The following is an 18,440-nucleotide window of genomic DNA, read 5'->3' on the forward strand; positions in this document are numbered from 1 at the left end:
TTTACTCACGAGCAAATTTCAAATTGAACCGAGCCGCCGCTCTTGCCGAGTGGCGGCAGCTTTGTTCCGCATAAGTTCACGCGTTCCGCGGTAAACTGAGACTGGTTCGAATTAGTCTGACAGCTTCATCGCGAATTATTGCCGAGCAGAAGGCGACGATGATAATCGAGCGTCTGGACTATGACGAGGTCGCTGACCGCTACGACGTCGATATCTTTACCGCCAATCAGACCGGTCAAGATTTCTCGCGCGCAAGCGCAAAGCTGAAGAACCACGTCTACAATTATGTTGTGACCGACTCAGATGTAGAGAAGCGGTTCGTAGCAGACTTGGATACAAGCACAGAAGTGGTCGTATACGCGAAGCTTCCTCGCGGCTTTCTCATCCCAACGCCAGTTGGAGATTATAACCCAGATTGGGCGATCTCTTTCAAGGATGGAGGCGTGAAACATATCTATTTCGTGGCTGAAACCAAAGGTTCAATGTCGACGATGAAACTGCGCGAGATTGAGAAGACCAAGATCGAGTGCGCCAGAAAGTTCTTTGAAGAAATCAGTCAGAAGATTTCGCAAGACAAGGTGAAATACGAGGTCGTCACCGATTACGCGAAGTTGATGGATATTGTCGGTCGTGCGGCGTGATGAGCCGCTTTCTCGTGCCCCTGGACGGCTCTGCGCAATCCTCGCAATTGAGCTTTACCTCAACGCCTTTCTACTGGTGGACGGAACGCCTCCGGAGCAGGTCAGATCCCATTTCCACAACCTTGCCGCACGGGCGGAAAAGGCGATCGACAGTGGATTGATCCTGCGAAAGCGTACTGCTGAGCACCTCCGGAAGATGACAGAAACCAGAGAGTATCTCATTTCTCGCTATGGACCGGAAATGACGTCGACACTGTCAGAGCTCAATCGTCTCATGGCGACGCTGGAAGAGGTCTCGAAGAAAACCAGTATCCGGATAGGTCTTGTTCCGCACGGTGCTCCCAAGGACAACTGGCCGGAGAACCGTGATGGCTGATCCGCTCGACAACCCGACACTGCATCCTCGGGCTCTTACCGAACGAGAACGTGCCCCTGGGTTCAAATGGCACAGCTATGCTGGATCCCCCAGATCCTCACAGGCCTTCTGCCTGAGTGCCTTTGGAACGCTTCGTTCGGTGAGCGCCAGGGACCGGGTCCTTGAAGCTCTCTTTCGTCACGCCCTTCCCGGATTTCCACCACGACGTCGTCCGCGGCGCTGGTCGATCCTGCCAGAGGCCGAAAGCCCTGAGCTCCTATCCGAGTTGGGTGCTCAGCAAGCGACCAGCATCGATGCTCTTTGCCTGTCGTCGGACGAGGTCGTTTGCATAGAATCCAAGTTCGCAACCGACGCCGAACACGGCTTTGGAGGGTGCAGTCAGTTTCCCAAGGCCTGCGCCGGTTTCCGTGGCCCAGGATCCGATATCGCCAAGCAGACTGACGCGTGGTGCCGCCTCGAAAACTGGGAGGGTCACCGGTCGCCTCGAGCCTACTGGAGCTTGGGAAAGCGATGGTTTCGGCCCGAGATTTTCAATCGCCAGACCGCGTCGGACGTCTGCGCACTTCGTGGGGCCAACTACCAGCTGATGAGAAATTTCCTGTTTGCCGCTTCCATCGCAGAGCGAGACAAGAAATCGCGTTTCGGCGTTCTGGCGATTGGCCCGCGCAAGTATGCGTCAGTACTCGCTGAGCAGGTCGCAGCCTTTCGGAGAGACATACTCCTTCCGGACTTTCGGGATCTAATCGCCTTTGTCGACTACGAGGAGTATGCGGACATCCTCGATGCGGCAAATGCTACCGATGCTGCAGAGCTCGCTGAATTCCTTCGAGAACGCATCCGCCATGTTGTCGGACGAGGCGACGCAAAGAGGCCCGCGCCAGCTTCGAATTGACCCAAAGTCAAGTCCAGCGCCCGCTGTCCCACATGAAAACCGTATCGCGCCAAATGCCAAACAGAGACTCGCGCCATTCTGGGCGACTATTTGGCCTGCATTTTCAAGTCTCTAGGGGTCGACGTGGTCTGCAAGCCACGGAAATCACGCGCCAATGCGCGCTACGCAAAATCGTTTAAAATCAATAGGTTAAGTGGTGGCGGAGGAGGTGGGATTCGAACCCACGGAGGACTTTCACCCTCGTCGGTTTTCAAGACCGGTGCATTCGACCACTCTGCCACTCCTCCGACGTGACTTCCCTATAAGGTCTTTTTCGATTCTGGAAGACGTTGTTTTCTGGGGAATTCCGCTTAATCGCCACGTGCAGACTTTTCTTGCTGCAGACATGGCGCTAGACTGCGCCCGTGTGGCCATGCCGCATGTACGAGCACAACGTCCGGAGTAACCGGCAGACCGCGCGGAATGTCGCGCAGACAGGCGAGGGGCCAGGTATGAAAATCCAACTGACAGGCAAGCGATGGGGATGGCGCAATGTCGTCTTTTTCAGTGCCGGTATGATGGTTTTGAGTGGATGTGACGAGACCGGCCAAATCAGCAACCCGTTCAAGGCCGCGCCTAAATCATCCGTGGCCGAGACCGAAGCAAGTGGAAACGCGGCGCGCGCGAATGGCAGACAGGTTGAACGGGATGTCGAGGCGCCAAACGTTTTCAACGTAACTGATATGGGATTGTGGGACGGACGGCCTTCGCTTGGTGGTGTCTGGGTGGCTCATCCTGACGTAAAAGACCCCGAACGCGTGATCATCCGCAACACCGAAAACTCTCAATCCGTCATCGGCGCGCTGTTCCGCCGCGAACGTGAAAACCCTGGGCCGATCATGCAGGTGTCATCCGACGCGGCCGAAGCGCTTGGGATGCTCGCCGGTTCACCTGCCCGTCTGAGCGTGGTGGCGCTGCGCCGTGAAGAGATCGCGGTGGAGCCCGAAGCATTGCCAGAGGCAGCCACTGCAACAACCGAGGAACTTGCCGAACCGACCGAAATAGAAGCCACACCCCTTGACCCGATAGCCGGGGCGGCAGCTGCCATTGAGGCCGCTGAAATTGAAACCGCAACCGCAACCGCGGCTGCCCCGCAAGCGGCACCCAAGCCCAAACCTGCTGTCCAACCACAGCCTTCGTCGCTGGAGAAACCCTTTATTCAGATCGGAATTTTCAGTGTCGAGCAGAACGCTGAAAACACCGCCACTGCCATGCGTCAGGCGGGTATGGTGCCGACGGTCAAGGAACAAAGCTCGCAGGGAAAGAAATTCTGGCGGGTGATTGTTGGGCCAGCGGCCGATGTTTCAGAGCGCACGATACTGCTGAAAAAGATAAAAGGCGTCGGATTTGATGATGCCTATCCTGTAACAAACTAGGCCAGACGCCATGATACGGATTTTTCGTTTTCTGCCTTCGGTTTTGCTGCTGACTCTGCTGGCAGCACCTGCCAGTGCCTTTGACACAAGGGCCAAGGCCGCCTTTGTCATGGACATCACGACCGGAACCGTGCTGTTGAACAAAAACGCGGATACCCCGCTGCCACCTGCATCAATGTCCAAGCTGATGACGCTGTATGTTGCATTCGAGGCAATTCGCGACGGGCGTTTGTCACTGGAAGAGCGCCTTCCGGTATCAAGCCACGCCATGAGCTATGGCGGCTCGACGATGTTCCTGGACACGACCGACAGGATACGGGTCGAGGATTTGTTGCGTGGGATCATCGTTTTGTCGGGTAACGATGCCTGTGCAGTGATCGCCGAAGCGCTAAGCCCGGATGGAACCGAGGCAGGTTTCGCCCGGTTCATGACGCAGCGGGCCCAGCAAATGGGGATGACCAACTCAACCTTTGCCAATTCAAACGGCTGGCCTGCCGCGGGCCATATGATGAGCATGCGAGATCTGGCCCTGCTGGCCCGCCATCTGATCGAGGATTTCCCCGAGTTTTATCCGATGTTCGGCGAAACCGAGTTTGCATTTGACGGGCGTGCGCCGCAGAATACGCAAAATCGCAATCCCCTGCTGAAACTGGGGATTGGGGCGGACGGGCTAAAGACCGGGCATACGACGAAAGCGGGCTATGGTCTTGTAGGGTCGGCCAAGCAGGCGGATCGTCGGATTGTGTTTGTTCTTTCCGGTCTTGATTCTGGGCAGGCCCGTGCTGAAGAGGCCGAGGCGATTGTCAGTTGGGCCTTTCGCCAGTTTGTCGAAAAATCCATTGTGACTGCGGGTACCGAAGTGGCCCGCGCCGATGTCTGGATGGGCAGTGTGAACAGTGTCGGTCTGACCCCGGCCAAGGACATCACCACATTGGTGCCGGTTCTGGGTGGTGATCAGGTAAAGGCGGAAGTGGTCTATAGCGGCCCTCTTCGCGCACCAATCGCAAGAGGGGATCAACTGGCTGAACTGGTCTTTGCCCCCGAAGGCCTGCCGGAATCCCGTGTACCGCTGGTTGCAGCCGAAGATGTGGCCAAAGGTGGCTTCCTGGCCCGCCTGCGAACAGTGTCGGGACTGCTGCTGACACGGCTGCAGCAGGGGCCCGAGGGTGCGCTTTGACGGCGCAGGGTGTGTTCATCAGTTTTGAAGGAATCGACGGGTCAGGCAAATCAACGCAGGCGCGTCTGCTGGCGGAACATTTGCGCGGTCTGGGGCATCAGATTGTCCTGACGCGCGAACCGGGCGGCAGCCCCGGGGCCGAGGAAATCCGACGGCTGGTCCTTGAGGGCGATCCCAACCGCTGGTCAGCTGAAACCGAAATACTGCTTTTTACCGCAGCGCGCCGCGATCATCTGGAACGAACGATCACCCCCGCGCTAGAAGCTGGAAAAACCGTGATCTGCGACCGGTTTGCCGACAGTACCCGGATGTATCAGGGCCTCAGCAGGGGCGATTTAAGGGCAGTTGTTGATAAACTGCACGCGCTGATGATCAAACAGGAACCAGACCTGACTATTCTGATCGACATGGACCCCGGAACCGGCCTTAGCCGGGCGTTGTCGCGGGGCACTGGCGAAGAGCGGTTTGAATCCTTTGGCGAAAGCCTGCAGCAAAAAATGCGGCAGGGGTTTCTTGATCTGGCTGCCGAATTTAACGAACGGTTCACTACAATCGACGGGAACCGCGAGATTGATGTCGTTGCAAGCGCCGTGCAACAGATCGTGGCGGAGCGTTTTCCATGAGCGCTGACGACGCCCCAAGGCCCGACTGCGTAGACGGCGCACCGCACCCGCGCGAAACACCGCAACTGATGGGGCAAGGTACAGCCGAAGCAGCTTTTCTTGAGGTCTACAACGCCGGCCGGATGCACCATGGCTGGTTGATTGCCGGCCCCCTTGGGGTGGGCAAGGCGACGCTGGCATGGCGCATTGCCCGGTTCCTGCTGGCCACGCCCGAGACCAATGAAGGCGGGCTTTTTGGCGATGCGCCGCTGCCTGCATCACTTGATATCGGCCCCGATCACCCGGTGTCGCGGCGCCTGCTGGCGGGTTCGGATCCGGGGCTTTTTCACATCACCCGTTCCGTGAACGAGAAAACCAGCCGCCTGCGCGATAAAATTGTGGCCGAAGATGTGCGCAACCTGAATCACTTCCTGCATTTCAGCGCGACGGATGGCGGACGGCGTGTAGTGATTATCGACAGTGCCGATGAAATGAACACTCAGGCCGCGAACGCGCTGTTGAAAATGCTAGAAGAGCCGCCCGCGCGAACGTTCCTGCTGCTGGTCAGCCATCAGCCCTCGCGCCTGTTGCCGACCATTCGCTCGCGCTGCCGCGAGTTGCGGCTGCCGCCTTTGGGGGCCCGGGACATGGCGCAGGCTCTGACACAAGCAGGGATTGATCCGGGACAGGATACCGCAGCGCTGGCCGAACTGTCAGGCGGTTCGGTGGGCGAGGCGGTGCGGCTGATCAATCTTGGCGGGCTCAGGATGTACGCCGAGCTGGTGGGCCTTTACGATACACTGCCGCGGCTTGACCGGCCTCGCGCGCTCAAGCTGGCCGAAGCAGCCGCGACACGCGGAGCTGAAGAAAAGCTGGATCTGCTGCTGGGTCTCAATGATCTGTTGCTGGCGCGGCTGGCACGGGCGGGCGCGATTGGCTCTGCACCTGTGACCGAAGCCGCTCCGGGCGAGGCGCAGATGCTAACCCGGCTGGCGCCTACACCTGAAAAAGGCCGGGCCTGGGCCGATTGCGCACAAGAGATCGGCGCGCGCGCGCGCCATGGGCGGTCGGTCAACCTTGACCCTGCCGTGCTGGTGCTGGATACGGTGTTCAAGATCCAGCAAACCGCTGCGGGGTGATCCCCGCACCAGGAAGACCATGACAGACGCAATTCAGATCACCGACAGCCATTGCCACCTGGACTTTTCCGATTTCGACGAAGAGCGCGATCAAGTGATCGAAAGAGCATTGCAGGCAGGCGTCACCCGCATGGTCACGATCTGCACCAAGCTGCGGCTGGAACCTCAGGTCAGGTCGATCGCCGAGCGCTACGCGCCGGTTTTCTATGCTGCAGGCACACATCCGATGTCCGCCGCAGATGAACCGATGGCAACGGTGGATGAATTGGTCCAGCTGGCCGAACACCCCAAATTTGTGGGCATCGGCGAAACAGGTCTCGACTACCACTATACCGGCGAAAGCGCTGAGGTTCAGCAACAAAGCCTGCGGATTCATATCGAGGCCGCGCGCCAGACCAAGCTGCCGCTGATCATCCACGCCCGCGCAGCCGATGAGGATATTGCTCGCATCCTGTGTGAAGAACATGCCAAAGGCGCCTATACATGTGTCATGCACTGCTTTTCATCCGGATCCGCACTGGCGAAAACAGCGGTCGATCTGGGCTTTTACCTGTCGATGTCGGGCATTGCAGCATTTCCCAAAAGCCAGGAAATACGCGACATTTTTGCTGCAGCCCCGGTGGAACGGATCCTGGTGGAAACCGACGCGCCTTATCTTGCGCCGCCGCCCTTTCGCGGCAAACGGAACGAGCCTTCGTATACCGTGCACACTGCCAAGGTAGGTGCCGAGGTTTTTGGCATGGAGTGGTCCGAATTCGCCGCACAGACCCAGGCGAATTTTGATCGCCTTTTCTGGAAGGCGGCTGCGTGATGGGCGAACTGCGCTTTACCATTCTGGGCTGCGGCTCTTCCGGCGGGGTACCCCGGTTGGGTGGGCATTGGGGTGATTGTGACCCCGAAAACCCCAGAAACCGCCGTCGCCGTTGCTCGATGCTGATCGAGCGCAAAACCGATCAGGGCATAACCCGGGTCCTGATCGACGCCTCGCCTGATCTGCGCGCCCAGCTTCTGGATGCGGGCGTAGGAGAGCTGGATGCCGTCGCTTTCACACATGCCCATGCGGATCATGTGCACGGGCTGGATGATCTGCGGATGATCGTTTTCAACATGAAACGACGGCTGCCTGTCTGGGCCGACGGCGATACGCAGAACGCGCTGTATAACCGGTTTGGCTATGCCTTTATCCAACCCGAAGATTCGCCCTATCCGCCGATTCTTGACATGCACACGATCACCGGCGATGTCGTGATTCAAGGCACCGGGGGCGCGATCACGCTGACACCGTTTCAGGTTAATCACGGCGCGATTGACGCACTTGGGTTCAAGGTGGGCAGCTTGGCCTATTTGCCGGATGTGGCGCAAATTCCCGAAGATGTCTGGCCGGTTCTGCAGGGCCTTGATTGCTTTGTGCTTGATGCATTGCGCCGCACTCCGCATCCGACCCATGCGCATCTGGAACGCTCATTGGAATGGATTGAACGTGCCGCACCCCGCCGCGGTGTTCTGACCAATATGCATATCGACATGGACTATCAGACCCTTGTCGATGAGACCCCCGATCACATCACTCCTGCCTTTGATGGCATGACCATCACCTATCAGGTCTAGAGGCGTGCAGGCCCTGCTAGAGGTTATTCTGCCGGTCTTTGTGGTGATCGGATTTGGCTATCTTGCCGTCTGGCGTGGCTGGTTTTCTGACGCGGGCGTCGATGGGTTGATGAATTTCACCCAGAAATTCGCTATCCCCTGCCTGTTGTTCACCGCTATTTCGCGGCTGGATCTGGGGCAAAGCTTTGACTGGCGGCTTTTGATCAGCTTTTACACCGGGGCCCTTTCGGGTTTTATGCTGGGGCTTTTTGGCGCGCGTTTCCTGTTCGGGCGGCCCTGGGAAGATTCGGTTGCCATCGGGTTTTGCTGCCTGTTTTCCAACTCAGTCTTGCTGGGTCTGCCGATCACCGAACGCGCCTATGGCACCGGTGCGCTGACCGCAAACTATGCCATCATCGCCCTGCATTCACCGTTTTGCTACGGCGTTGGCATAACCGTGATGGAGATCACAAAGGCGCGCGGCACCGCGGGGCCGGCGTTGGCGTTAAAAGTGCTCAAGGCGATGTTTTCGAACGCGTTGATCATGGGAATCGCGGCAGGGTTTGTCGTCAATTTGACGGGTATCGCCCTGCCGGGACCCTTGAATGACGGGTTGGATCTGATGGTGCGTGCGGCCCTTCCTGCGGCCCTTTTCGGCCTTGGCGGAGTCCTGGTGCGTTACCGGCCCGAGGGGGATTTTCGGATCATCCTCTATGTTTGTGCCGTGGCTCTGGTCGCCCATCCCTTGATCACACGCAGCCTTGGGGGGGCGCTAGATCTGTCTGATCCGGCCCTGCGCTCGGCGGTACTGACGGCAGCGATGGCACCGGGGATCAACACCTATATTTTTGCCAATATGTATGGCCACGCGCGCCGCGTGGCGGCGTCAGGCGTGCTGATCGGGACCGCAGTTTCGATCCTGACCGTCTGGATGTGGCTGGGCAGTTTGCCCTGACACAGGGCCAAACCGGACCGTAAGAAATCCACTATAGCGCCACGCCTTTAACCTTAGATATCAAATGCTAGCTGCGTTGCGATATCGGGGACCCATATTGCGGCCGATTTTGTTTTGAACGTCGGAAATTATGATGCTGACGATAAACTCTGGCAGAATTGCTGCTTGGAAAATTCAGCAGCAATCACCTGAGGTTGGCAAAACCAAACCCCTGGTTGCCTCCTTCCCCGAAACATGGTTTCTCACAAAGGCCCGGCATCCCCAATCACTGGCCCAAATGAAACTCGCACTGTTCCTCACCCTCATCATCGCCGCCCTCATCGGCTGGGGCACGCTGTCGCCGCCGGGTCCGCCCGGCCCGCCCTTACCGCTGAACGACAAGCAAATCCATTTTCTGGCCTTCGCATTGCTGACCTTGCCGGTCACGTGGGTGCACCTGCGGCATGCAATCTGGCTGGTCCCTCTGGCCATTTTCTATGGTGGCGCGATTGAGGTAATACAGCCCTTCTTCACGCGCTCGGCGGAATGGCTTGATCTGGCTGCTGATGCCGCCGGGGCGATCACCGGCCTGCTGCCCGGCCTGGTCCGCACCCGTCTGCGCCCCGCCTGAGCGCTTCGTTTTGTACATTCCTTACGCTGCGTACTGAAAACCGGTCCTGAAGCGAAGGAAATCCAAGTACGAATCATACAAAGCTCAGACCGGTTTCACCTCGGGTTTTGGCTTTAGCACCTGCAGCGGCTTGCGCACCTTTTCCCGCAGGCCGGGCCCGGTGGGCGCCTGCACTCGCTTGGTGGCCTCCACCATCAGAACACCCCCTGCGGCAAACATCGACAGCTTGACCCCAAAACGTTCCCACATGCCCGCTGTCTTGCGCCAGAACCGCCGTTCTGACGGTGGCTGGTACAGGGTTGTGCGGTGGCGTTCCGGCAGAAAATTGTGTAATTTCAGCTGGCTCTCAAGCTGGCCCTGGGAATAGGGGCGGCCATGCCCGAACGGCGTCTGATCGCTGCGCGACCATAATCCAGCCCGGTTTGGCACCACAAACAGCGCCGATCCCCCTGGCCCCAACACCCGCCAACATTCATCCAGCAAGGCCGATGGCTGCTCACTTGGTTCCAGCCCATGCACTACCAACAGCTTGTCCACATGCCCGGTTTCAATCGGCCAAAGGGTTTCTTCACACAACACCGAAACATTCGGCATTCCCTGAGGCCACCCGATAACCCCTTGAGGTCCCGGCATTAATCCGATTACCCGGCGCGCATCCGAAAGGTAGGGACGCAGGAAAGGCACCGCAAATCCAAAACCCACCACCGTCTGCCCCAGCGCCTCGGGCCAGAGCGCCAGCATCTCTTCGCGCACAGCCTTTTGCGCCGCCCGCCCAAGCGCGCTGCGGTAATAGAAATTACGAAGGTCCTGTACATCAAGATGCATTGCAGCCCGGCCCCGGATCAGTCACTCTAACGTTAACAGTAACTGGCACATGGGGAAATACCATGACATTGCAAATCCTTACCATTCCCTGCCTGTCCGACAATTACGCTTATCTGGCCCATGATCCGGACACCGGACAGACTGCCGCGATCGATGTTCCCGAAGCCGGACCGATCATTGAGGCGCTTGAGAACAAGGGCTGGACGCTCAGTCATGTCCTTTTAACCCATCACCACTGGGACCATATTGATGGCCTGCCGGACCTGTTGGCCAAACATCCCGCCAAGGTGATTGGTGCCGCTGCCGACGCCCATCGCCTTCCTCCACTGGACATCGCTTTGGCCGAAGGTGACACTGTCGAAATTGGCAACGAAACCGGACAAGTCATTGACGTTTCAGGCCACACGGTCGGACACATCGCGTATTACTTCCCTGAAAGTCAGACGGTTTTTACCGCAGACAGCCTGATGGCCCTTGGATGCGGCCGCGTTTTTGAAGGCACTATGCCGCAGATGTATGAAAGCCTGTGCAAACTTGCGGCCCTCCCCCCCGACACGACTGTGTGCTCGGGACACGAATACACTCAAAGTAACGCTAAATTCGCGCTGACTGTTGATCCGGACAATCCGGCACTTATATCCCGAGCAGAGGCAGTCATTGCCGCCCGGTCCCGAAATCAACCCACTGTCCCCTCAACCCTGGCCGAAGAACTGGCCACCAATCCCTTTTTGCGGGCCGATAACCCGGCGATTCAGGCGCATCTTGGAATGACCGGCGCGCACCCTGCAGCGGTTTTTGCCGAAATCCGGGCACGAAAAGACCGTTTTTAGTGGGTAACGTGATGAAAATAAGAACCGTTGTGACGAAAAGTGACCCGGTTTGACCAGAAAAACCTTGAAGCCTTGGCCATATCGACCAAACTTTAAGACTATGAGGCCAAGGTCGGAGGCATAACGCCCCGACCAAGATCAGAAGGAGCACCACCGTGCCTTCATTCTCGAACACGCTGGAACAGGCAATCCATGCAGCGCTGGCCCTGGCCAACGCACGACAGCACGAATTTGCTACACTGGAACATCTTTTGCTGGCACTGGTCGATGAACCCGATGCTTCGCGGGTCATGAAAGCCTGCAGCGTCGATACCGAAGATCTGCGCAAGACTTTGGTCGAGTTCATTGACGATGACCTGTCAAATCTTGTGACCGACATCGACGGATCCGAGGCGGTACCAACCGCCGCATTTCAGCGTGTCATCCAACGTGCCGCGATCCATGTGCAATCGTCTGGCCGCACCGAGGTGACCGGCGCCAATGTGCTTGTGGCTATATTTGCGGAACGTGAGTCAAACGCGGCTTATTTCCTGCAAGAACAGGATATGACCCGCTATGACGCTGTCAATTTCATTGCCCACGGTGTGGCCAAGGACCCGGCCTTTGGGGAATCGCGCCCGATCACGGGTGCCAGTGATATGGATGACGAAAGCAGCTCCACAGCCTCTGATTCCGATGCCGTGGAAGCGGGGGAATCGGCCCTTGCCAAGTACTGCGTCGACCTCAACGAAAAATCACGGCGCGGCGATATCGACCCGCTGATCGGTCGCGACTCAGAGGTTGACCGTTGCATTCAGGTCCTGTGTCGCCGCCGTAAGAACAATCCTCTTCTTGTCGGGGACCCCGGAGTTGGCAAAACCGCCATTGCAGAAGGTCTGGCACACCGTATCGTCAAAGGGGAAACCCCTGAAGTGCTTGCCCGGACAACAATCTTTTCCCTTGATATGGGCGCTCTGCTTGCAGGTACGCGGTATCGTGGCGATTTCGAAGAACGTCTAAAAGCCGTCATGACCGAACTTGAAGACCATCCTGACGCGGTATTGTTTATCGACGAAATTCATACAGTGATCGGCGCCGGCGCCACTTCGGGCGGGGCGATGGATGCCTCGAACCTGCTGAAACCGGCGCTTCAGGGCGGCAAATTGCGGTGCATGGGCTCGACCACATTCAAGGAATTCCGACAGCATTTTGAAAAGGACCGCGCCCTTAGCCGCCGGTTCCAGAAAATTGACGTCGCAGAACCCACGATTGAGGATACCGTTAAAATCCTTAAGGGCCTGAAACCCTATTTCGAGGATCACCACAGCGTAAAATATACCAACGATGCAATCAGATCCGCAGTGGACCTTTCGGCGCGCTATATCAATGACCGCAAACTGCCTGACAAGGCAATTGACGTGATCGACGAGGCCGGAGCTGCGCAGCATCTGGTTGTCGCCTCGAAACGCCGCAAAAGCATTGGCGTAAAAGAAATCGAAGACGTTGTAGCCAAAATCGCCCGCATCCCTCCCAAGAACGTCAGCAAAAACGATGCTGAGGTTCTCAAAGACCTTGAAAAGTCGCTTAAACGGGTTGTGTTTGGTCAGGATACCGCGATCGAGGCGCTTTCGTCGGCCATCAAGCTGGCCCGCGCCGGGCTGCGGGAACCTGAAAAGCCCATCGGAAATTACCTGTTTGCCGGTCCCACCGGTGTGGGCAAGACCGAAGTGGCCAAGCAACTGGCCGATACGCTTGGCGTGGAACTTTTGCGGTTCGACATGTCCGAGTACATGGAGAAGCACGCTGTTTCGCGCCTGATCGGCGCGCCCCCGGGTTACGTTGGCTTTGATCAGGGTGGCTTGTTGACCGATGGCGTTGACCAGCACCCGCATTGCGTTTTGCTGCTGGATGAGATCGAAAAGGCACATCCGGATGTCTTCAACATCCTGCTTCAGGTCATGGATCACGGCACGCTGACCGATCATAACGGTCGTACCGTCGATTTCCGCAACGTGGTTCTGATCATGACGTCGAACGCAGGTGCTATCGAACAGGCGAAATCAGCCATCGGCTTTGGCCGCGACCGCCGTGAAGGCGAGGATACTGCCGCAATCGAGCGCACATTCACGCCCGAGTTCCGCAACCGACTTGATGCCGTGATTTCCTTCGCTCCGCTACCCAAAGAGGTGATCCTGAAAGTCGTCGAAAAATTCGTGCTCCAGCTTGAAGCCCAGTTGCTTGATCGTGACGTAACGATTGAACTGACCCAGCCTGCAGCTGAATGGCTTGCAGACAAGGGGTATGACGACAAAATGGGCGCCCGTCCCCTAGGCCGTGTTATTCAGGAACACATCAAGAAACCGCTGGCCGAGGAACTGTTGTTCGGCAAGCTTGCCAAAGGCGGCATTGTCAAGGTTGGCATCAAGGACGACAAAATCGACCTGCAGGTCGAAGGCCCTGTTCGGCAGCGTATTTCCGGCAAAAAGAAGCCGCCACTCCTGACCGCTGATTGATTACAGTGCTAGCGTGAGATGCGGGCCCGGTGTTGACAGGATCAACGCCGGGCCCGTTTCATTTTGAATGCGCTGCAATACAAGCCCCGCATTCGCAACATCATCATTTTTCGGTAAACTTAAGTTCGATCCGTCGATTCTGCGCACGCGCTTCGGGTGTGTCGGCGGGATTGATCGGTTGATACTGACCAAACCCGTTGGCTGAAAGCCGATCAGGCGGCAGACCCAATGCGTCGATCATATACCGCACCACCGATAGGGCCCGCGCCTGGCTTAGCTCCCAGTTATCCCTGAACTGGGCGCCTGCGACCAGCGGGACATCGTCAGTGTGGCCATCAACTTGGATCACCCAATCAATCCCTTCGGGAATCTCATCCGTAACATTCAGCAAAATATTGGCAATTTTGGCAATTTCACCTTCGCCATCGGGCGACAAGCGCGCCTCACCCGGTGCGAACAAAACTTCAGAGGAGAAAACAAAGCGGTCGCCAACGATCCGTACACCTTCCTTTGTTCCCAGAACATCCCGCAACCGCCCAAAAAACTCGGACCGGTATTTTTCGAGATCTGCCTTTTCCGCTTCAAGCAGCAACCGCTTTTCTTCTTCCAGCTGTCGACGCCGGCGTTCTTCTGCGGCCACCCTGGCAAGTGCTGTGTTCAACTCATTTCCCAAGGACTGCAGTTGAACATCACTTGATGCTTCGCGCGCCCTGGCATCATCCAGGAGCGCCTGCAAACCTGACAATTGCGTCCGCAACGCCGCTACCTGCCGGTTCAGAAGCGCCTGCTGTTTTTGCGCCTCGCTGGCCAGTTCGGTCTGCTTTTGCAACTGGTCCTGCGCTGTTGCCAGCAACGCGGCGCGTTCCTCAGCCCGGGTGAGTTGGCTTTCAACAGTCTGTTCGGCTGCCAATTTCGCAGCAAGGGCTGCGGCCAGTTGTTTGCGAATTTCATCGGCATCCAAAGCAACGTTTTCAGCCATCGATTTGGCTGCCAACGCCTCGGCCAGGGCTTTTTCGCTTTCGGCAAGCCGGGTATCCAGCACCCCAATACGAGATTGCAAACTGGTGATTTCCGCTGCTTGATCATCAACCGTGACCTGCGTTGACCCAAGAGATTGTTCAACCTCGGTTTTTGCCAGCAAGGTTGCGGCCAACCGAACATCCAGTTCCTCGCTTGCCGCTTCGGCAGCGGCCAGCATCGTCAGGGTTTCCTCGGCTTTGCGGCGCTGTTCTTCAAGTGCCAGTGTCATCGCGGTTAATTCGGCATCGGCATTTTGCAACTTATCACGCAAGGCCTGCGCAGCGGCGGCTTCGGCCAGTCGTGTCTTTTGTTCTTCGGTCAGTTGCGCCTCTAACTCCGAAACCTGAGTGCTCAGTTCTGTCCTGGCATCTTCGGACTCGGCATTCTTCTGGCGCAGATCTGCCACCAGGGCATCTAGCGCTTCGCGCCGGGCGGCGGCCAGCCTGGCAACTTCGGCCTGTGCGTCAACCTCGCTGCGCAAACCTGCCAATGCCAGTTGCAACGCCTCTTGCTCTGAAATCAGCTTGGCACGCTGACCTTCCAGATCAACAACCTGGCCAAGTGCCTGATCGCGTTCAGACAAGAGCCCCGCAACCTGTTCTTCGAAACTGGCGATCCGTGACTGCGCCTGCGAAAGGGCTTGATCCTGCACTGCCCTTTCGGCCCGCAACGATGAAATCAGGGCCAGTTGGCGCTCCTGCGCCTGACGCGCATCGCCAAGCGTCGCTGTCAATTCGCCCACCTGACTGGTCAATGTCGCACTGCGATCCTGCTCCAGGCCCAGGGCACTGGCCAGCGCCGCCACCTCGGCCGACAGGGCATCCAACTTGGTCGCCTGCCCGCTGATTGTTTCGCGCAGCACAAATTGCACGACCATGAAAATGGTCAGCACAAACATCAGCACCAGCAAAAGGCCGGTCATGGCATCCACGAAACCTGGCCAGATCGAGGATTGAAAACGAGCCCCAGTTCGGCGCGACAGAGCCATGGCCTAGCTCTCCTGTTTGCCGGGGAGGTCAGGCGGTGTGCTGCGTTGCTGTGTGCGCATCTGCACCATGACCTTGCTGAGCGCCGCAAGATCGGTGCGGATTTCAGTCATGGTTTCCTGCCGTCCCGCGCTGATCTCTTCGAGAATTCGCAGCATCTGCACGTCGATCGAACGCAGGCGCATCCGGCTTTCCGCGTCCAGCCCCTCGTGGGCACCGCTGTCACGGGCATCTAATTTGTCAATCAGGCGCTCCTGCCCCTCCGCGACCCGCATCAGGGCCGTGTTGACCGGATTTGCCTCGCTCATTCTGTGCGTCAAACGCTCGACCGAGTCTGCCAGCACACCCAGCTTTTCATCAACGATGGACCGGCTGATATCGGATTGCGTCAGTAACATTTGCAGCGAGTCCATCTGTTCAGCCATTTGGTCAAGCACGCCAGCCACCAAGTTCTGCTCGACACTTCCCTCGCCGTCGCCCGCAGAAAATCCGACCCGTGTGATGGTCGACACCCATTCCTCAAGTTCGCGGTAGAAACGGTTTTGTCCGTGCCCGGCAAACAGCTCCAACAAGCCAACCACCAAAGACCCCGCCAGCCCCAGCAGCGATGAGGAAAACGCCACGCCCATACCGCCAAGCTGCGCCTCAAGCCCGGTCATCAACCTGTTAAAGACCTCGACTCCACCTTCGCCATCCTGTGGTGCAAGGCTGCGGATGGTATCGACTACCGCGGGAACGGTCGTCGCAAGACCATAAAACGTCCCCAAAAGGCCAAGGAAAATCAAAAGGTTGACTATGTATCGCGTGATGTCACGCACCTCGTCGATACGTTGCGCCACTGAATCCAGAATGGACCGTGCTGAAGTTGCGGCAATCTGCATCCGTTTGCCCCGTTGCCGTAGCAACGACGCCAAAGGCGCAAGCAATTGCGGCGCCTTGGTCATTTCATGGCCCGGGTGTTGCGCAGCGAAGCCTTCGATCCAGCGCACCGAGCCGATCAACTGAAAAACCTGCCAGAAACAAGCGAGCACACCAATAACGAACACAAAAACGATGAACCCGTTTAGCCAGGGGTTGGCCTGAAACAGTGGCAACACCCGCGGCAGCGCGACAAACGCCCCCGCACCTGTCAGCCCCAGAACCATCAGCATAAGGATGATCTGGCGAACGGGGTGTGAAAAATGCGGCTCGACCTCGCGGTCCGGCTGGTCCATCTGGACGCTCCCGACACTGGTTCTTGTTGGGGTAACCCTACGCGCCTGACGCGTTCAAGCCAAGAGTTAACCGTTCAGATTGCGAACCCGGTCGACCAACCATTCCAGGTCTTCATCCATGATCCCCAATTCGTTCAGATGGGCCGTGGTATTGAACAGATATTCGGTATTGGGGCCACGTCCGCCGACAGCCTGCGCGATGATCCGCGCCTGTTCTTCCAGTGCCAGTCCACCGCAGTATTGCACATGGTATGGGTCCACCACATAAGTCACCGCCTCAACCCGGCGACCATCGCTCAGTTCGATATCAAGGAATTTTTCCAGATACGCCGACGAAATCAGCTCGCGCTCACGCAGATAGGCCAGTACTTCGTCTTGTTTTTCTGTAGCGACGGACAGGCCAACGCCGCGACAAACGATATCTTTGGCCTCGTCCAGTGCCAGGACAAGGCCAGGGTTCTCGTCGGTGCCGCGATGGTGAATGCTTCTCATGCAAAAACTGCGATGATAACCTGACAGGCTGGCAATCACGCGCTCCTGCACCTCAAAGCCAGGGTTCCAGACCAGCGATCCGTACCCGAAAACCCACATCGTCATTTTGCTGTTCCTCGCAATTTGCACCCTATAAACACCATGCTGACGGGGCATTAAAGAGGCGCTTTTGCATGAGATTTCTGCTGACCATCATTTTGGCCGCGTCCGGGCTCTGGGCAGGGTACTGGTTTGTTGGGTCCATCGGGTTGAAAACGGGGTTCGAATCGTGGTTCGAAGCCCGTCGCGCCGAAGGCTGGGCAACCGACTATTCAGATTTAAGCATTCAGGGTTTCCCAAACAGGTTTGACACAAATCTTATTGATTTGTCGCTGGCCGACCCTGAAACTGGTATTGCTTGGGAGGCGCCATTCTTTCAGATTCTGGCACTCAGTTATCGGCCTAGCCACGTGATTGCTGTCTGGCCGCATAAACAACTGATCGCAACACCATTGGAAAAGTATGACATTCAAAGCGATGACATGCGCGCCAGTCTTGTCCTCGCAGCAACGACCAGTCTGGAATTGGAACGCTCTACACTGACGGCCAAAAACTTTCAGGTTTCCCCTGCCAACTCTGACAATTTGACCAGGATTTCGGCCCTTACCCTTGCCGCCGAACATATGGCCGACAAGGGCGACGCCATTTACAGACTAGGCATTTCCACCGATGGGCTGATGCCCTCTGAGTCCTGGCGCATGCATGTAGACCCCACAGGGACGCTGCCACAGGCACTGGATGCGCTTCGCGCCGACCTGACGGTTCAATTCGACAAGCCCTGGGATCGCAGCGCTATCGAAGTGTCCCGCCCGCAAATCCGTCTGATCCGCATCAAAATTGCCGAAGCGCGTTGGGGACAATTGGAACTACAGGCTGCGGGAGAAGTATCTGTAGATAAATCTGGCCTTCCGACAGGTGAAATTACCATCAAAGCGAAAAACTGGCGCGATATTCTAAAACTGGCTGGGTCGTCCGGTGCCATGCCCGACGTCTTGGTTGAAACGCTGGAAAGCGGATTGTCGATGATGTCCCAATTGGCGGGCAACCCCAAAACACTGGACATTCCGCTTGGATTCCGAAACGGACGCATAATGCTGGGGCCACTGCCCATCGGGCCCGCGCCTGTTCTCAAGCTACGCTAACGCGTC

Annotated in this window: 18 protein-coding genes and 1 tRNA gene; 14 read left to right on the top strand and 5 right to left on the bottom strand. The window is 57.4% G+C overall.

Annotated features, from left to right (window positions below):
• Window positions 1-158 precede the first annotated feature (158 nt).
• Genes PEL8287_RS14605 through PEL8287_RS14615 form a run of 3 tightly spaced genes read left to right on the top strand, consistent with a single transcriptional unit; the run spans window position 159 to window position 1,909 of the window.
• Entirely contained in the window at window positions 159-641 is a 483-nt protein-coding gene (locus tag PEL8287_RS14605; protein ID WP_217807688.1) for a restriction endonuclease, read from the top strand.
• The gene (locus PEL8287_RS14610; RefSeq protein WP_085893177.1) at window positions 631-1,017 is read left to right on the top strand and encodes a hypothetical protein; all 387 of its coding nucleotides are present in this window, start codon (window positions 631-633) and stop codon (window positions 1,015-1,017) included. The genes PEL8287_RS14605 and PEL8287_RS14610 overlap by 11 nt, the downstream gene beginning before the upstream one ends.
• The gene (locus PEL8287_RS14615; protein ID WP_085893178.1) at window positions 1,010-1,909 is read left to right on the top strand and encodes a PGN_0703 family putative restriction endonuclease; all 900 of its coding nucleotides are present in this window, start codon (window positions 1,010-1,012) and stop codon (window positions 1,907-1,909) included. The genes PEL8287_RS14610 and PEL8287_RS14615 overlap by 8 nt, the downstream gene beginning before the upstream one ends.
• Before the next feature lie 197 nt (window positions 1,910-2,106).
• Here the strand turns inward: PEL8287_RS14615 and PEL8287_RS14620 are convergent.
• Window positions 2,107-2,196, bottom strand: a tRNA-Ser gene (locus tag PEL8287_RS14620).
• A 204-nt stretch (window positions 2,197-2,400) separates the two neighbouring features.
• Between PEL8287_RS14620 and PEL8287_RS14625 the strand changes: the two genes are divergently transcribed.
• From PEL8287_RS14625 to PEL8287_RS14660, 8 genes are all read left to right on the top strand, one after another.
• Window positions 2,401-3,324 (top strand): SPOR domain-containing protein, encoded by a 924-nt coding sequence (locus PEL8287_RS14625; protein ID WP_085893179.1) that lies wholly within the window; start codon window positions 2,401-2,403, stop codon window positions 3,322-3,324.
• Window positions 3,325-3,334: 10 nt separating this feature from the next.
• Window positions 3,335-4,501 (top strand): D-alanyl-D-alanine carboxypeptidase family protein, encoded by a 1,167-nt coding sequence (locus PEL8287_RS14630; protein WP_085893180.1) that lies wholly within the window; start codon window positions 3,335-3,337, stop codon window positions 4,499-4,501.
• The gene (gene tmk / locus PEL8287_RS14635; protein ID WP_085893181.1) at window positions 4,498-5,124 is read left to right on the top strand and encodes a dTMP kinase; all 627 of its coding nucleotides are present in this window, start codon (window positions 4,498-4,500) and stop codon (window positions 5,122-5,124) included. The genes PEL8287_RS14630 and tmk overlap by 4 nt, the downstream gene beginning before the upstream one ends.
• Window positions 5,121-6,242 (top strand): DNA polymerase III subunit delta', encoded by a 1,122-nt coding sequence (locus tag PEL8287_RS14640; RefSeq protein ID WP_085893182.1) that lies wholly within the window; start codon window positions 5,121-5,123, stop codon window positions 6,240-6,242. The genes tmk and PEL8287_RS14640 overlap by 4 nt, the downstream gene beginning before the upstream one ends.
• Window positions 6,243-6,261: 19 nt before the next feature.
• The gene (locus PEL8287_RS14645) at window positions 6,262-7,053 is read left to right on the top strand and encodes a TatD family hydrolase (RefSeq protein ID WP_085893183.1); all 792 of its coding nucleotides are present in this window, start codon (window positions 6,262-6,264) and stop codon (window positions 7,051-7,053) included.
• Entirely contained in the window at window positions 7,053-7,850 is a 798-nt protein-coding gene (locus tag PEL8287_RS14650) for an MBL fold metallo-hydrolase (RefSeq protein ID WP_085893184.1), read from the top strand. The genes PEL8287_RS14645 and PEL8287_RS14650 overlap by 1 nt, the downstream gene beginning before the upstream one ends.
• Window positions 7,851-7,854: 4 nt before the next feature.
• The gene (locus tag PEL8287_RS14655; protein WP_085893185.1) at window positions 7,855-8,784 is read left to right on the top strand and encodes an AEC family transporter; all 930 of its coding nucleotides are present in this window, start codon (window positions 7,855-7,857) and stop codon (window positions 8,782-8,784) included.
• Window positions 8,785-9,061: 277 nt separating this feature from the next.
• Window positions 9,062-9,394, top strand: coding sequence for a VanZ family protein (locus tag PEL8287_RS14660; RefSeq protein ID WP_085893339.1), 333 nt, complete (start codon window positions 9,062-9,064; stop codon window positions 9,392-9,394).
• Window positions 9,395-9,478: 84 nt separating this feature from the next.
• On the opposite strand, the gene PEL8287_RS14665 is transcribed toward PEL8287_RS14660, so the two are convergent.
• A complete protein-coding gene (locus PEL8287_RS14665; protein WP_085893186.1) occupies window positions 9,479-10,219 on the bottom strand; it encodes a class I SAM-dependent methyltransferase in 741 nt (246 codons plus the stop codon).
• A 62-nt stretch (window positions 10,220-10,281) separates the two neighbouring features.
• On the opposite strand from PEL8287_RS14665, the gene gloB reads away from it, so the two are divergent.
• A complete protein-coding gene (gene gloB / locus PEL8287_RS14670; RefSeq protein WP_085893187.1) occupies window positions 10,282-11,049 on the top strand; it encodes a hydroxyacylglutathione hydrolase in 768 nt (255 codons plus the stop codon).
• A 155-nt stretch (window positions 11,050-11,204) separates the two neighbouring features.
• On the top strand, window positions 11,205-13,541 hold the full coding sequence (clpA, locus tag PEL8287_RS14675; RefSeq protein WP_085893188.1) for an ATP-dependent Clp protease ATP-binding subunit ClpA: 2,337 nt from the start codon (window positions 11,205-11,207) through the stop codon (window positions 13,539-13,541).
• A 103-nt stretch (window positions 13,542-13,644) separates the two neighbouring features.
• Here the strand turns inward: clpA and PEL8287_RS14680 are convergent, their stop codons facing one another.
• The 3 genes from PEL8287_RS14680 to PEL8287_RS14690 all read right to left on the bottom strand — a co-directional run bounded on the left by PEL8287_RS14680 (window position 13,645) and on the right by PEL8287_RS14690 (window position 17,358).
• Window positions 13,645-15,549, bottom strand: coding sequence for a peptidoglycan -binding protein (locus tag PEL8287_RS14680; protein ID WP_085893189.1), 1,905 nt, complete (start codon window positions 15,547-15,549; stop codon window positions 13,645-13,647).
• A gap of 3 nt (window positions 15,550-15,552) precedes the next feature.
• Window positions 15,553-16,761: a biopolymer transporter ExbB gene (locus PEL8287_RS14685; RefSeq protein ID WP_085893190.1), complete on the bottom strand. Its 1,209-nt coding sequence runs from the start codon at window positions 16,759-16,761 to the stop codon at window positions 15,553-15,555.
• A 66-nt stretch (window positions 16,762-16,827) separates the two neighbouring features.
• Window positions 16,828-17,358, bottom strand: coding sequence for a gamma-glutamylcyclotransferase (locus PEL8287_RS14690; protein WP_085893191.1), 531 nt, complete (start codon window positions 17,356-17,358; stop codon window positions 16,828-16,830).
• 68 nt (window positions 17,359-17,426) lie between these two features.
• Here PEL8287_RS14690 and PEL8287_RS14695 point away from each other — a divergent pair, with 68 nt between their 5' ends.
• Window positions 17,427-18,434, top strand: a complete 1,008-nt coding sequence (locus PEL8287_RS14695; protein ID WP_085893192.1) for a DUF2125 domain-containing protein — start codon at window positions 17,427-17,429, stop codon at window positions 18,432-18,434.
• Window positions 18,435-18,440: the final 6 nt, after the last annotated feature.

This window comes from Roseovarius litorisediminis (assembly GCF_900172295.1).
Lineage (GTDB): Bacteria > Pseudomonadota > Alphaproteobacteria > Rhodobacterales > Rhodobacteraceae > Roseovarius > Roseovarius litorisediminis.

Bases quoted from the DNA above. Each gene is read 5' to 3' on its own strand.
- PEL8287_RS14605 (WP_217807688.1), top strand. From the start codon at position 159: ATGATAATCGAGCGTCTGGACTATGACGAGGTCGCTGACCGCTACGAC.
- PEL8287_RS14615 (WP_085893178.1), top strand. From the start codon at position 1,010: ATGGCTGATCCGCTCGACAACCCGACACTGCATCCTCGGGCTCTTACC.
- PEL8287_RS14625 (WP_085893179.1), top strand. From the start codon at position 2,401: ATGAAAATCCAACTGACAGGCAAGCGATGGGGATGGCGCAATGTCGTC.
- PEL8287_RS14630 (WP_085893180.1), top strand. From the start codon at position 3,335: ATGATACGGATTTTTCGTTTTCTGCCTTCGGTTTTGCTGCTGACTCTG.
- PEL8287_RS14640 (WP_085893182.1), top strand. From the start codon at position 5,121: ATGAGCGCTGACGACGCCCCAAGGCCCGACTGCGTAGACGGCGCACCG.
- PEL8287_RS14645 (WP_085893183.1), top strand. From the start codon at position 6,262: ATGACAGACGCAATTCAGATCACCGACAGCCATTGCCACCTGGACTTT.
- PEL8287_RS14650 (WP_085893184.1), top strand. From the start codon at position 7,053: ATGGGCGAACTGCGCTTTACCATTCTGGGCTGCGGCTCTTCCGGCGGG.
- PEL8287_RS14660 (WP_085893339.1), top strand. From the start codon at position 9,062: ATGAAACTCGCACTGTTCCTCACCCTCATCATCGCCGCCCTCATCGGC.
- PEL8287_RS14665 (WP_085893186.1), bottom strand. From the start codon at position 10,219: ATGCATCTTGATGTACAGGACCTTCGTAATTTCTATTACCGCAGCGCG.
- gloB (WP_085893187.1), top strand. From the start codon at position 10,282: ATGACATTGCAAATCCTTACCATTCCCTGCCTGTCCGACAATTACGCT.
- PEL8287_RS14680 (WP_085893189.1), bottom strand. From the start codon at position 15,549: ATGGCTCTGTCGCGCCGAACTGGGGCTCGTTTTCAATCCTCGATCTGG.
- PEL8287_RS14685 (WP_085893190.1), bottom strand. From the start codon at position 16,761: ATGGACCAGCCGGACCGCGAGGTCGAGCCGCATTTTTCACACCCCGTT.
- PEL8287_RS14690 (WP_085893191.1), bottom strand. From the start codon at position 17,358: ATGACGATGTGGGTTTTCGGGTACGGATCGCTGGTCTGGAACCCTGGC.
- PEL8287_RS14695 (WP_085893192.1), top strand. From the start codon at position 17,427: ATGAGATTTCTGCTGACCATCATTTTGGCCGCGTCCGGGCTCTGGGCA.